The sequence below is a fragment of the Enterococcus sp. 12C11_DIV0727 genome (genome assembly GCF_002148425.2).
Classification (GTDB): Bacteria; Bacillota; Bacilli; order Lactobacillales; family Enterococcaceae; genus Enterococcus_L; species Enterococcus_L lemimoniae.
This window is the reverse complement of record NZ_CP147248.1, coordinates 1,920,942-1,935,367: the sequence shown is the minus strand read 5'-3', so window position 1 is coordinate 1,935,367 and position 14,426 is coordinate 1,920,942. Positions and strand designations below refer to the sequence as shown.

At 39.1% G+C, this 14,426-nt stretch carries 9 protein-coding genes; 6 read left to right on the top strand and 3 right to left on the bottom strand.

Annotated elements, in window-relative coordinates:
• Positions 1-37 precede the first annotated feature (37 nt).
• Complete coding sequence (locus A5866_RS09285) at positions 38-2,179, bottom strand: GH92 family glycosyl hydrolase (RefSeq protein WP_086443718.1); 2,142 nt, start codon at positions 2,177-2,179, stop codon at positions 38-40.
• 4 nt (positions 2,180-2,183) lie between these two features.
• Positions 2,184-3,218: a GntR family transcriptional regulator gene (locus A5866_RS09280; RefSeq protein ID WP_086278177.1), complete on the bottom strand. Its 1,035-nt coding sequence runs from the start codon at positions 3,216-3,218 to the stop codon at positions 2,184-2,186.
• A gap of 160 nt (positions 3,219-3,378) precedes the next feature.
• On the opposite strand from A5866_RS09280, the gene A5866_RS09275 reads away from it, so the two are divergent.
• From A5866_RS09275 to A5866_RS09255, 5 genes are all read left to right on the top strand, one after another.
• Positions 3,379-4,668 carry a glycoside hydrolase family 125 protein gene (locus A5866_RS09275; protein WP_086443719.1) on the top strand — a complete coding sequence of 430 codons (1,290 nt, stop codon included), beginning with the start codon at positions 3,379-3,381 and terminating at the stop codon, positions 4,666-4,668.
• Positions 4,669-4,690: 22 nt separating this feature from the next.
• The gene (locus A5866_RS09270) at positions 4,691-7,381 is read left to right on the top strand and encodes an alpha-mannosidase (protein ID WP_086443720.1); all 2,691 of its coding nucleotides are present in this window, start codon (positions 4,691-4,693) and stop codon (positions 7,379-7,381) included.
• 18 nt (positions 7,382-7,399) lie between these two features.
• A complete protein-coding gene (locus A5866_RS09265; RefSeq protein ID WP_086443721.1) occupies positions 7,400-8,263 on the top strand; it encodes an ROK family protein in 864 nt (287 codons plus the stop codon).
• A 1-nt stretch (position 8,264) separates the two neighbouring features.
• Positions 8,265-9,560 carry a family 20 glycosylhydrolase gene (locus A5866_RS09260; RefSeq protein WP_086443722.1) on the top strand — a complete coding sequence of 432 codons (1,296 nt, stop codon included), beginning with the start codon at positions 8,265-8,267 and terminating at the stop codon, positions 9,558-9,560.
• Positions 9,561-9,756: 196 nt separating this feature from the next.
• Entirely contained in the window at positions 9,757-12,501 is a 2,745-nt protein-coding gene (locus A5866_RS09255) for an endo-beta-N-acetylglucosaminidase (protein ID WP_086443723.1), read from the top strand.
• A gap of 129 nt (positions 12,502-12,630) precedes the next feature.
• Here A5866_RS09255 and add read toward each other — a convergent pair whose 3' ends face one another.
• Positions 12,631-13,638 (bottom strand): adenosine deaminase, encoded by a 1,008-nt coding sequence (add, locus tag A5866_RS09250; RefSeq protein ID WP_086278190.1) that lies wholly within the window; start codon positions 13,636-13,638, stop codon positions 12,631-12,633.
• Positions 13,639-13,830: 192 nt separating this feature from the next.
• Here add and A5866_RS09245 point away from each other — a divergent pair, with 192 nt between their 5' ends.
• Positions 13,831-14,316, top strand: coding sequence for an AmiS/UreI family transporter (locus A5866_RS09245; protein ID WP_086443724.1), 486 nt, complete (start codon positions 13,831-13,833; stop codon positions 14,314-14,316).
• Positions 14,317-14,426 lie beyond the last annotated feature (110 nt).

The window sequence follows — 14,426 nt, the reverse complement described above, 5'->3', positions numbered from 1 at the left end:
TGGCTGTTTTGTTGCGGCCAATCCGCTTTTTTAGTGATCAAATACTAAATGGAAGCTGGTCAGCTTCATAATTTTTCGGTCTAGGTACAATTCCCAACGTAAAGTCGATCAGTCCACCTTCCATCAATGATTTGTGATCAAAAACTAAACGCTTATGAAGAGCACCGTTATAGCGAATCTGGTCGACAAATTGCTGTTGCTCATGGTTTGGACTGGCCGTAACGGTCAATGTTTCACCATTCGACAAATGAATAATGGCTTTATCGAATAGCGGCATTCCAATCACATATTCTCCAGAACCAGGACAAACAGGATAAAACCCTAATGAACTAAAAATATACCAACTGGCCATACTGCCATTATCTTCATCGCCAGGGAACCCAGTTTGGCTATCATTGAATTCTTGGATCATTAATTGTTTTAACAAGGGTTGAGCAAATTCCGGTTTGCCAAGATAACTAAACAGATAAGGCAAATGGAAACTTGGTTGATTTGAAATCGCCAGTTGCCCAAATTCAGTAGCAGCCATTTCACTCATTTCATGAATTTCAAATCCATACCCTTCTACATTAAATGTGGGCGGTTGATTACAAAGACTGATCAATTTTTTTTGAAATTTTTCTGGCCCACCAAAAGCTTTGATCAACCCTTTAAAATCATGATAAACAGCAAAGCTACTTTGCCAAGCACTACCTTCGGCATAATCGCCACCCCAGCGATGACAGTTAAAGGGTTCTTTAAAGGCACCATCCATCAGTTTAGCACGCATGAAACCTGTGTTAGGGTCGAAAATAGTTAGATAGTTTTTAGCTTGTTGCGCATAATGTTCTGTTATGCTCGTTTCGTTCAATGTCTTAGCGACTTGACTGATACAAAAATCACTGTAGCAATAATCTAAGGTATGATTGACAGACTCATGATAAGTAGCAGGGACGTAGCCGTATCTCAAATAATCATTCGTTCCTTGTCTACCATAATTAGAATTCTCACTTTGGATCGTTGCGCCTTTAATCATGGCGCCTAAGAACTCTGGCATCAAATCAGGACGAATTTTTTTAACTGCGGCATCAGCAATCACTGCATCGATCAGTGTCCCAGGCATCAGGCCTCGTTCATCAGGCGAAAGCCATTTAGGCAAATAACCACTTTCTCGATAACTATTTAAAAAACCTTCTAGCATTTCAGCATATTTGTCCTGTGCAATCAAGGAGTACAAAGGATAAACGGTTTTATAAGTATCCCAAAAACCATTATTTGTATAGAGAAATCCCGGTTTTACTTCTTTTGCTAAGGTATCATAATGGATAATTTGGTTATAAGAATCTTTTTCATAAAATGTTTGCGGAAATAAAAACGAACGATATAGATTATGGTAAAAAGTTGAACGACGTTGTTGGTTTTTATCCTGAATGTCGATTTTATTTAGGTAGTGTGCCCATTGATCTTCTGATTGTGTAAGGTAATCTTCCGGCTGCCAATCTAATTCACGAGATAAATTTAAATTGGCTTGCTCTAAACTGATAAAAGAAGTACCAAACTGAATCATTTGTTCCTGAATATCACCAAATGAAAAAGCAAGACACTCATTTTCCCCATTCTTTTCAAAAGGTTCTTCAAAAGTGAAGGGTTGTTTAAAACGCATCGTGAAAAAGAAAGAAAAGTCTTTGTCCTCACAGCCTGCATAGTTTATGATCGTGCCGGAGACGGAATGATCGTTTTCAACTATAAGCTGATATTTTCCTGGTAACGAAAGCAAAAGACGGGCATCTGCTTGAGTATACTTTGTTGTTAAAACACCGCCATACATACTTGGAATCAAACGGGAAGTTGATTGATAACGTTGTGCCGTGATTTCTAAGTGACTTGGATTAAAAACGCTTTCATCTGATCGGTAAGAAGACTGTGCATGAAAAACAGTTGCTTCTTTTAGTGTGCCGTTAAAGGGCTGCATCACTAAATAACTAAAGTCGCCCATCCAAGGGCTTGGTTGATGAGTCAAACGGAAGCCCTGAAAAACTCGGTCGCGAGGATTGAACCACCAGCTGCCGTTATCTCCGTTCGTTTGCGGAGCAAAATAGTTCATGCCAAATGGCACACCTGTATAAGGTAAACAATTTCCATTTGAAAAAGAATGTTGGTTATCAGTACCATGTCTAGTGTCGATTAGTGTTGGTTTCACTTAATTAATTCTCCTTTGTTGAGTGTCGAATGATTTGTTTTACAGGGATTTGTTGATCTGTTGGGATCACAAGGTTTTCGATCCATTCAATCAGCATCGTACCAGCAAGCTTACCCATACCTTTGAAATCTTGGGCAATTGTTGTAAGTGTTGGATCGATTAGTGAAGCTGCTTGGATATTATCAAATCCAATTACGGATAACTGATTTGGTATATCAATCGTTGCACGTTTCGCTTGATTTATTAACGAAATCGCCACTAGATCATTTTCGCAGACGATGCCTGTAATCTCATTTTCTTTGAGATAAGCAATCACATCTGCATTTAAAAAAGCTTGTTTATCCGTTAATGCTGTATGAAAAGATAAGTGCTGTTCTTTTGTGGCATGGATGTAGCCTAAATAGCGTTGTCGTACAGATTGCGGCAAGGTTGGTTCGCCAAAAATATAAGCGATTCGCTGATGACCTTGGGCAGCCAAATAATTGGTTGCCATAGCTCCACCTGAAAAGTTATCTGACTGAACTGTTGGATAAGGTAAGTCATGGATTTTTTTATCTAAAATAATGACTGGAAATTGCTGAATGGACAGTTCAAATAGTGTATCTAAAAAGTCTTCAGTATTGTGTGCATAGTAGATCATGCCATCAAAGTCTTCAATGATATCAGCTGCTTGTTTATTGATCAAAAACGCTGCAGAAGACATGATGACCTCGTAATGATGTTCACTTGTCACGGGTGCTAGCCCTTCATTAAAATTTCCAAGAGAAAGGTCATTTACAAAGGGGATCAAAAATAAGATACGAGAAACTTTTTTCTTTCTAGGTTTACGTTTTTGTACATAGCTGCCTTTACCTTGGATTCGATAAATCAACCCTTGGTTTTCCAATTCTGTCAAAGCACGTTTCGAGGTGATGCGGCTGACATTGTAGGTTTGAGAGAGTTCCTTTTCGGTCGGTAGTTGTGCATTTTCTGCTAACTGACCTGTTTCGATTGCATGTAATAAATCATCGGTAATTTTTTTATATAGTGGTTTGGACATTAGAATTCTCCTAAATGTGAAATGATATATCATTAATGCTAGTTTACCACAGAAGGAAAAAGAGTTCAATTTTAAAATGTTACTAAAAACAGTAGACAAAACGCTTTCATTAGCATATACTTTCGTTGTGAAATGATATATCAACTATTAGGAGGCAACTATGACTTATACTAAAATACCTACTTCTGTCCAAACGTTTATGGATAAAATCACGCAATTGTGTGGGGAAGAACATGCTGGCTGGGCGGAGAATTTTAACGCAGCTTTTGCCAATACCCTAACAACGACTGTCAAAAAGCAAACAGATGGCACCACATTTTTACTGACGGGCGATATTCCTGCCATGTGGTTGAGAGATTCGACCGCACAAGTTCGTCCATATTTAGTGATTGCAAAAGAAGATGAAGAACTTAAGAACATGATTTGCGGGTTGGTTCAACGCCAATTTTTTTATATCACGATGGATCCTTATGCCAATGCCTTTAATGAAACACCGAATAGCGCAGGACATCAAACGGATCACACAACAATGACTCCGTGGATCTGGGAGCGGAAATATGAAATCGATTCATTGTGTTATCCTGTTCAGCTAGCGTATTTACTATTTAAAAACACTGGTTGCCAAAAACAGTTTGATGAACATTTTGTTACAGGTGTCAAAAAAATACTAGCCGTTTTTACAACAGAACAGGAACATCAACTTTCGCCCTATACATTTGAACGAGATACAACACGTTTAGAAGATACACTTCCAAATAATGGTCGCGGTAGTGAGGTTGGAAAAACGGGCATGACTTGGTCTGGTTTCCGTCCCAGTGATGATGCCTGTCGGTACGGTTATTTAGTTCCGTCGAATATGTTTGCAGTGGTCGTTTTAGGCTATATCGAAGAGATTTTCAGTGAGGTGCTTTCTGATCCAGAATTAGTCAAACAGGCCTCAGCCCTTAGAAAAGAGATCGATACGGGCATTCAAAGCTACGGAAAAACGACTAATCAAGGTGGCGAATCTGTCTATGCATATGAAGTAGACGGCCTAGGAAATAGTAGTATTATGGACGACAGCAATATTCCTAATTTACTTTCAGCGCCATATCTTGGTTATACAGCAGCCGATGATGGAACGTACCAAGCGACGCGTAAAACTATTTTAAGTAAAGAAAATCCTTATTTTTACGAAGGAAAATACGCTAAAGGGATTGGTAGCTCTCATACCCCAGAAAATTATATTTGGCCGATTGCTCTGGCGATGGAAGGGATGACCACGGAGAATAAAACAGAAAAAGAACGAATTTTGAATTCTTTGGTTGCAAACGATGGCGGAACCCATTTAATGCATGAAGGATTTGATGTCGATGATCCGTCAAACTACACGCGCGAGTGGTTTTCTTGGGCAAACATGATGTTTTGCGAGTTGGTTATGGATTACTTTGATATCCGTGTAGAACGATAAAAAGGAAATGGAGTGTAAAATCATGAAGAAAAAAGTTTATATCATCTCGCATTCTCACTGGGATCGTGAATGGTACATGCCTTATGAACAACACCATATGCGTTTGGTTGAATTATTGGATGATGTATTAGAATTAGCTGAAACGGATCCGGATTTTAATAGTTTTCATTTAGACGGACAAACGATTATTTTAGATGATTACTTGCAAGTTAGACCAGAAAAAAAATCAGCTGTCCAAAAAGCGATTACGGATGGAAAATTACGGATTGGTCCGTTTTATATCTTGCAGGATGATTTTTTGATCAGTTCTGAATCCAATGTCCGTAACATGCTAATTGGCAAAAAAGACAGCGAAAAATGGGGACCAGCAGTTAAACTAGGCTATTTCCCTGATACGTTTGGAAACATGGGACAAACACCGCAAATGATGCAACAAGCAGGGCTGGATGCAGCGGCTTTTGGTCGTGGAGTAAAACCAGTTGGCTTTAACAACGAAGTGCTTGAGGATGAAAATTATACTTCTCAGTATTCAGAAATGTGGTGGCAAGGACCAGACGGTAGTATCGTGTTAGGCTTACTGTTTGCGAATTGGTACAGTAATGGCAATGAGATACCCGCTGAAAAAGAAGCAGCACTGGCCTTTTGGACGCAAAAATTAGCGGAAGCTGAAAAATTTGCCTCGACTGATCACTTACTGATGATGAATGGTGTAGATCATCAGCCTGTTCAAAAAGATGTGACAAAGGCGATTGCGTTAGCGAATGAGCTGTTTCCAGAATATGAATTTATTCATTCGAACTTTGATGAGTATTTACAACATATGCGTCAGGATTTACCCGAAAAAGTTGGGACGGTTCATGGAGAACTGACTAGCCAAGAAACAGATGGTTGGTTTACATTAGCAAATACGGCTTCTGCAAGAGTTTATTTAAAACAATGGAATACCAAAGTAGAACGACAATTAGAAAATGTAACAGAACCTTTAGCTGCTATGGCCTATGAGTTGACACAAAATTATCCTCATGATCAGCTAGAATACGCTTGGAAATTACTATTACAAAATCATCCTCACGATAGTATTTGTGGTTGTTCGGTAGATGAAGTGCATCGGGAAATGATGCCGAGATTTGAAAAAGCCAATGAAGTTGGAAAATTTATAGCTGAAGAGGCGTTGACACATTTAGTTGAAGCCGTTGATACAGAAGTGTTTGCTGAAACCAGTCATCCATTTGTCGTGTTTAATACGTCTGGCTATGAAAAATCGGACATTGTAAAAGTCAAAGTGGAAATCGAGCGAAAAATGTTCAAAGAGGGAATTCCCCATGAATTGTGGAAAAGTCTTGCTGAAAGCGATACGCCAATGTTTGAAGTGGTTGATATACAAGGAGAAATTATTCCAGCTGTGATCTCGCAACCAGAAGTGAGCTTTGGTTATGATTTACCAAAAGACCGTTTTAGAGTTCCTTATATGGCTAAATATGTCGAAATCGAGCTACCGATCACAAAAATGCTAGCTTTTTCTCGGAATACTTTTGCGCTTCAGGAAACGACAACACAAGTCAAAAAAGTTGGATCGATGATTAAGAAGCTAGAAAATCTTCAACTAGAAAATAGCTGTTTGACTGTAACGATTAATCAAGATGGTACATTGGACGTGTTAGACAAAGCAACAGGTAAAAACTATAGCAAGTTATTGACGATTGAGAATGTCGGTGATATTGGGAATGAGTATATTTTTAAACAACCAGAAGGAACGGGTCCAATTTTATCTAGTGGATGCCCCGCTGAGGTTTCGGTTATAAAAGATGAATCCTTCATGACTCAAATCAAGATCTGCCAACGTATGATGATTCCGCAATCAGCAGACGAGCTATTAGAAAAAGAACAAAAAGCTGTTGTTGATTTTCGTTACCGAAAAGCAGGACGCTCAGCCGTTTTAAAAGAGTTAACGATCGAAACTATAGTGACGATGGAAAAAGATTCTGCTCATTTGCGTTTTGAAACAATAGTGGATAATCAAATGAAAGACCACCGCCTACGGATGTTGTTTCCGACAGATATCAAAACGGAGACCCATGAAGCGGATAGCATATATGAAGTCGTGACGCGACCAAATAAAGTGAGCAAAAGTTGGGAGAACCCAACTAATCCTCAACACCAGCATGCTTTCGTCAATCTTCATGATGAACTATCTGGAGTGACTGTTTCTAATTTTGGATTGAATGAATATGAAATTTTACCTGAAGCGAATACGATTGCCTTAACGCTTATACGCGCTGTTGGAGAAATGGGTGATTGGGGCTACTTCCCGACACCAGAAGCACAGTGTTTAGGTCTGCATACATTTGAATATGGTATTGATTTTCATGGAGCAAAAGCGCAAAGATATGCAACGTATCAACGAGCTTATGCAGCTCAAATTCCTTTTAGTGTGAAACAAACCACTAAACATTCAGGTGAGCTAAAAGCCAAAGATACTTATTTAACGGTTAAAGGCACGACATTTGCTGTAACAGCAGTGAAGAATAGTGAAGACAATCAAATGCTAGTTGTTAGAGGATTCAATATGAGCGGGAAAACGGCTGAAGTGAGCATCAATAAAACAGGTAGTGATGCACCGATCGTATTGAATTTGCTAGAAGAAAAACAAAATGGACCTGTAGCACAGGAGTTAAAGGCTTATGAAATACGTACGATAGGTTTTGACCGATAAGAAGGAGAAGTGATTGAAATGGCGTATTATGGATCGATCGAAGCGGGCGGTACAAAATTTGTTTGTGCGGTAGCAGATGAGGAACTAAAAATCATTGAGCGAATCAGTCTGCCCACAACACTACCAGAAGCGACCTTAGAACAAGTTTTTGCCTTTTTTGATTCCTACGACTTAACAGCTTTAGGTGTAGGCTCGTTTGGACCAATTGATGTCAACCGTAAATCAAGCACGTATGGCTATATTACTTCAACACCGAAACCCGGTTGGCGAAATGTCGATCTTTTAGGGGCATTAAAGGCACGTTACGATATTCCGATTGCTTGGACTACGGATGTTAATGCGGCAGCTTATGGTGAAATGCATTTAGGCGCTGGTAAAGACACTCAAAGTTGTATCTATTTAACCGTCGGTACAGGTGTCGGTGGTGGTGCTGTGGTCAATGGAGTCGTCTTGCAAGGATTTAGTCATCCTGAGATGGGGCATATTTCAGTTCAACGTTACCCAAATGATACGTTAGAAAGTACCTGTCCATACCATGATAATTGCTTAGAAGGGCTTGCTGCAGGTCCTGCTTTAGAAAAAAGAACAGGGATCAAAGGGCAATTATTAGCATCTGATCATGACGTTTGGGCGATTGTAGCATTCTACTTAGCTCAAGCATTGATGAACTATACATTGGTCCTTTCGCCAGAAAAAATTATTTTAGGTGGAGGCGTAATGAAACAAGCGCAACTCTTTCCGATGATTCGTGAGTCCTTGAAGCAACAGCTAGGAGACTATGTAGCGTTACCTCCGCTAGAAGACTATATTGTTGGGTGTGATTTAGAAGAAAATAGTGGAACGATGGGCTGCTTATTATTGGCCAAAGAACAGTGTGCATGATATGAACAGAAGCGAAAATTTAATCTGGTTTGATAGACAAGAAATTTACGTGTTTTTTGACAATGCTTTTGTTGGAGAAAAAGAAAGGGTAGCTTATCTATACGAGAAGTTCCTGGCTAAACAAATTAATTTTGTCGAGGCACCTGAACAAGCAGCAGTTGTTGTGAACTATTCGGCAGAATTAAAAGATAGCTTTGTGATCAAAATAGCTGAGACAATTGTAGTTTCAGCTAATAATCCATTGCTGGCTTTTCGTGGCATGATGTATTTAGCACAGCAAGTAAAAGCAGGTCTTAAACTTAAATCAGGAAAATTTCATGATTGTTTACCTGAACGAATCATCATGTTGGATATTGGTAGAAAGTATTTTTCAGTTGCAGGGGTGCGCCAGCTTTTAGAGCACATGGCGTTACATGGTTTTAATTTCATACAGCTACATTTTTCCGAAAATACAGGATTTCGGATCGAATCAGAAAAATATCCTCAACTTGTTTCAGAAAAATTTCTGACAAAAGCTGAAATAAAAGAATTGATTCATTATGCTGCCTATTTATCGATCGAGATTATTCCGGATATTGATACACCTGGGCATATGGAGCATTTGTTGAAAGGTCATCCAGAGTGGCAATTAACGAGAGCTGAACCACAAAAGAAAATGAGTAAAGTTCCTTCTGCGCTAGATATTACAAATGAAGAAGCAGTAGCATTTGCGCATTCTTTGTACGATGAATATATGACACTTTTTGCTGATAGTCGTTACTTTCATATTGGGGCGGATGAATTTATTGATTTTGATCAAATGGAACAATATCCAGCCTTGGCTGATTCAGGGATCACAAAAGTTGAAGCATACGTCAACACTGTTGCAACATTTGTTAAAGCACGCGGCTTTATCCCAAGAGTCTGGAACGATGCATTCTTTAGAAATAGCCAAACATCCTCGTTGACTAAAGACGTCGAAATTACTTATTGGACAAAGTGGCAAAAAGAAATGGCTCCACTGCAAACTTTTTTAGATGAAGGATATTCAGTGGTTAATTTCAATGATAATTATCTCTATTATGTACTAGGTGAAAATGCTGGTTATACTTATCCGACGGCAGCAAAAATAAAGCAACAATGGCAGCCAAACTTGTTCTCTTCAGAACAACTGGTTCCGTTGGGAAATCAAAAACAAGTCAAAGGTGCCGCTCTAGCAGTTTGGTGTGATAAACCTAGAGCACAAACTGAAAAAGAAGTCATCATAGCACTGACCAAGCTAATGGAAGGATTTTCTTTTCATTTTCATAAAAACTAAATAGAAAGACAGCTGTAATAAAATGTGTAAAGCAGACTATTTCAGCTGTTTTTTTTCCGTTTCACAAAGAAAACCTATACTTTTTGATATAAATGCTATAGTTTCTCTATTTATAAGTTATAAAGAAAGCGTTAACATTTTTTGTAAGAATGAAAAATGCCGGAATTCTAGGCAAATAACTAAGGAGGTTCATTCGTTGAAAAGAAAAACTTGGAAAAGTGTACTTTACTGCTGCACGGCAATGACTATTACGTTAGGGACAAATTTGTTGTTTACACCAACTGTTTCCGCAGAGCCATCAGAATTAAAAGTCGGTCAAGAAACGAGTATCCCTTTATTTGATCAAGTGCCAGAATCAACAGCTTTATTTCCTGAAACATTGTTAGAATGGAGTCCTCAAAGCGATCCTGATGCACCGTTTAATCTGTCTAAAGTGCCTTTAGTTACTCGGGTACAAGGAAAGAAAACAAATGTTGATCAAAGTACAGAAGCTAAAGTATTGTCGATTGCAATTGTCAATCGTCACACAAAAGGAACACCGTCTCAAGGTGGAACAGATAAAGCTGTCTATAACTTTACTAATTGGCAATATATCGACACCCTTGTTGCGTGGGCAGGATCCTCAGGTGAAGGGATCATCGTACCACCAAGTGGGGACGTTACTGATTCTGCACATCGAAATGGTGTACCAGTTGTCGGGACAGTGTTCTTTCCGCCAGAAGCCTATGGTGGGAAAAGTGAATGGGTAACCCAATTTGTCCAAAAGGATCAAAAAGGTAGATTCCCAATGGCAGACAAATTAATAGAAATGTCTACGGTTTATGGTTTTGATGGCTGGTTTATCAATCAAGAAACCAATGTTGATGCCCAAACAGCCACTGACATGAAAGAATTTATGAGTTATTTGCAGACTCGTAAACCGAAAAATCAGCAAGTTATTTGGTATGACTCCATGCTTCCAAACGGCAATGTTGACTGGCAAGGAGCTTTAAACGAGCAAAATCAAGGGTATTTTCAGGAGGGGAAAAAACGAGTTTCCGATAAACTGTTTATTGATTTTCGTTGGCAAGGACTCGCTGGATCACGAGAAAAAGCGACGCAATTGAAACGTGATCCTTACGACCTTTTTGCTGGGATCGATGTTCAGGCAAATGGCGTCAATAGTAGACGGAAGCCAAGCAGTATTTTAGGCGGAAACGGTCAACCACTGGTTTCTTTAGGGCTGTATTGTCCAGATTGGACGTTGCGTGATGGCGGACAATATAACATTGATCGTTATTGGGAAAATGAAAAGCTACTTTGGATAAATCCTCAAGGAAATCCTCGATCTGTAGTGAGTTCCAGCAATGAGTGGCAAGGTGTTTCTCGTTATTATGTAGAAAAAACACCCGTAACTAGCTTGCCATTTTTAACAAATTTTAATGTGGGCAATGGCGATGCTTTTTATCAAAACGGAAGCAAAGTCCAAGAAGGAACCTTTAACAATCGTAGTATTCAAGATGTTTTGCCGACCTATCGCTGGGTCATTGATAACGGAGAGGGAAATCAACTAGAAGCAGCAATTAGTTATGAAGATGCTTTTAATGGTGGTTCATCGATCAAGTTATCCGGCGCAATGGCAGCCGAAACCTCAAGCTTTATCAAATTATACGCATCTCAAGTTAAGGTTAATGCAGCAGACACGGCAACTGTAGTGACAAAAGGAGTAAATGAAGCTGCACTAGTTTTAGAATTAAAAGGCAAAGAACAACCCTTAACGATCCAAGGAAAGCAGCAAACTTTAGCAAACGGTTGGGTTCAAACAACGTACTCACTTAAGCCTGCAAACTGTCAAACTGTGACAGCTGTTGGGTTGGATTTAAAAAATAGTGAGAGTGGTCCAGCAACGATTTATTTAGGTCAATTAAAACTTGGAAAGGAAAAAACAACACCAGTCAGTGCTATCAGTAAAGTTACTTTTTCTGGAAAAACTGTACTCGATGACTTAACTGAAAGTATTCGGATAAGCTGGGATTCCAAAGGGAAAAATACGGCTTCTTATCGTATTTACCGGGAAGTAGCCGGTCAATTACAATTTGAAGGTGAAACAGCTAACCAAGCATATACCATATTAAATCAAACACGTTCAACAGAAAATAATAGCTATCACGTGGTTCCGGTCGATCATTATGGTCGAGAAGATCAAAAGAAAGGAGCGTCAGCAGTCTACACATTTGAAGCGTTGAAAAAACCAGAGATTGCCATTAATGCGAGTAGTACACTGATCGCACCTGGGGAAACACTTACGTTATCTGCAACTGTTTCTAAATCGACAGAAACGGTCAATTGGGAAGTGCTCGGTGCAACACCGCAAACAGCTTCTGGGAAAGAAGTGTCACTCTCTTTTGATCAAGCGGGTGTTTATACCGTAAAAGCAACGGCAGTGAATGCGTCAGGTGAAACAGAAGTGATTAAAGAAAACTATCTCCATGTTTACGATCCAAGCACAGGCATCAAAATAGAAAATCTATCTACGTTGCCAACAACGACAGCTACTCAAGGGTCAGGTTATACGAATGACAGTGAAAGCTATCGCTTTGTGTTAGATGGCAACGTAAAAACGAAATGGTGTGATAACAGCAGTGATCAGCCGTGGATGATCGCTGATTTAGGAGCGGTAAAAACAATTGCTGGTTTTGAACTATTTCATGCAGGAGCAGGTGGCGAAAGTCCAGAATGGAATACCAGAGACTATGATATTTCTGTAAGTAGTGATGGAAATAATTGGACAACCGTTGTTCAGCATCGTGGCAATATTGAAAATAGTAGCCGTGATGCAATCGGTTTAGTTGAAGCAAGATATGTGAAACTTTCGCTAGAAAAAGCAGAACAAAATGGAAAAACGGCTAGAATTTATGATTGGCAGATTATTGGTGTTGATCAAACAGGAATCATCAAGTGACAGGGTATAACACTGCAAGTTTCACCCTAGCCACATAGTATCTGGGAAAATGGTAAGAGTTCAACCACGAAATAAAAAAGGTAGAATGAACGTTTTGCACGTTCGTTCTACCTTTTTTTTTGGAACCGATCAATAACTATTCGTCAATTGATCATGAAGAAGCTGTTTTTCACTTTCAGAAATAAAGGCACCATTCACAGCGTTGTGACTCAATTGTTCCATGTCGGCATAAGTAATACCGTACCATTCATGAAGTTTCATAAACTCATCTGTTAATGTTGTATCCGAAACTGTCCGATTATCTGTGTTGATACAAATGTTGATCCCAGCTTCTAGAAACGTTTTGAAAGGATAGTCGGCTAGATGAGTAACGGTTTTTGTTTGGAAATTACTAGTAGGGCACATTTCGATTAAGATGTTTTCTTTTTGCAGTAAAGAGAAATATTCTGGAGTGTCTTTTAAGGCAATGCCATGTCCGATCCGTTTGGCACCCAGATGAATAGCATCGGCAACATTTTTACCGCAGCCGCATTCACCAGCGTGAAGCGTTAGTGGAATAGACAGTTGATTAACTAAATCTAGCGTTTCTTCAAAGGTGTACGGCGGAAAATCAATCTCATTTCCAGCGAGATCGAATCCCGCAACCCCGCTGTTCTTAAACGCTTCTGCTAACTGGACGATTTTTTCGATTTCCTTTAGTTCTTCGTGGCGCATGCCGCATAATAAAGCGTTACTTTTTACACCAAATTGTTGCTGTCCTTGTTCAAGACCTGCTAAAACCGCCGTGATCACTTTTGGCAAAGAGAGTCCTTTTTCAGTGTGAAGAGACGGGGCAAAACGAACTTCGATATACTGGATATTTTCTTCAGCTGCTTGACTGATAACGTCGATTGCCGCTGTTTTTAACGCTGCTTCTGTTTGAAGGCAAGCCAAAACTAAATCAAAACGCTCTAAATAATCATTTAAATTTTGACAATCCTTAGGTGCGATTAATAGCTCTTTTAATTGTGCGTGATCGTTGGGTAGAGCAATGCCTTGTGCATCTGCTATCTCTCGTAAAGTCTCTGGTCGGATTGATCCATCTAAATGACAGTGTAGCTCGATTTTAGGTAGATTTTTGACATGTTCACGTTTCACGGTATCATCCTCTCTATTTTGCTGGAACAAGTAGTACGTTCAATAAGTATTTTGAAGACTTTAACATGTGTTGCTGTCTCTGTCAATAAGAGAAGGGAAATCTGTAAAAGGAGGTAGTTTTTTCCGCCGTTTTAAAGTAAAATAATCCAGTAGTAAACGAGCTTTTTTTGAAAAGTTATTGGAGGGAATAGCGTGTTAGGAGTAGGATTATTATTTGTAGCAATCACGTTGATCAGCAACGGTTATTGCGGATTAGCTGGAGTAGATAAAAAATCGACTGGTCTGATCAATTTGATGACTGGAAGTTTATCTTTTATTATCAATACGATTTATTTGTTTAAAGGTGCTTATTATGATGCTGGAACAGGCTACTTGTTTGCATTTACTTACTTGATGGTCGGACTGATTTATGTTTTTAATTTGGATATGCGTATTTATGGGATATTTGCTTTTTTTGTTGCTGTAAATACAATTCCAGCGGCTTATATTTTTTATACGGTCGATGGCGACTGGCGTTTTGCCTTGATTTGGCTATCATGGGGGATTTTATGGCTGACAGGATTTATTGAGTATGTATTGAAAAAAGAAATTGGAAAACCTGTTTTATATTTTGCGATTTTTGAAGGAGTGGTCACTTGCTGGATACCAGGTCTTTTGATGTTGACGAATAACTGGTAACATTGGTTTAGACTGATTATTGATAATGACTGTTCAAGAGGTGGAAAGTATGCGCTTGGTCAGCTGTTTTGGTTTTAGCAAGTAGTTTTTTTCTGGTTAAGCTATTCTAT

Coding starts and splice junctions, on each gene's coding strand:
- A5866_RS09260 (WP_086443722.1), top strand. CDS start 8,265: ATGAACAGAAGCGAAAATTTAATCTGGTTTGATAGACAAGAAATTTAC.
- A5866_RS09270 (WP_086443720.1), top strand. CDS start 4,691: ATGAAGAAAAAAGTTTATATCATCTCGCATTCTCACTGGGATCGTGAA.
- A5866_RS09280 (WP_086278177.1), bottom strand. CDS start 3,218: ATGTCCAAACCACTATATAAAAAAATTACCGATGATTTATTACATGCA.
- A5866_RS09275 (WP_086443719.1), top strand. CDS start 3,379: ATGACTTATACTAAAATACCTACTTCTGTCCAAACGTTTATGGATAAA.
- A5866_RS09265 (WP_086443721.1), top strand. CDS start 7,400: ATGGCGTATTATGGATCGATCGAAGCGGGCGGTACAAAATTTGTTTGT.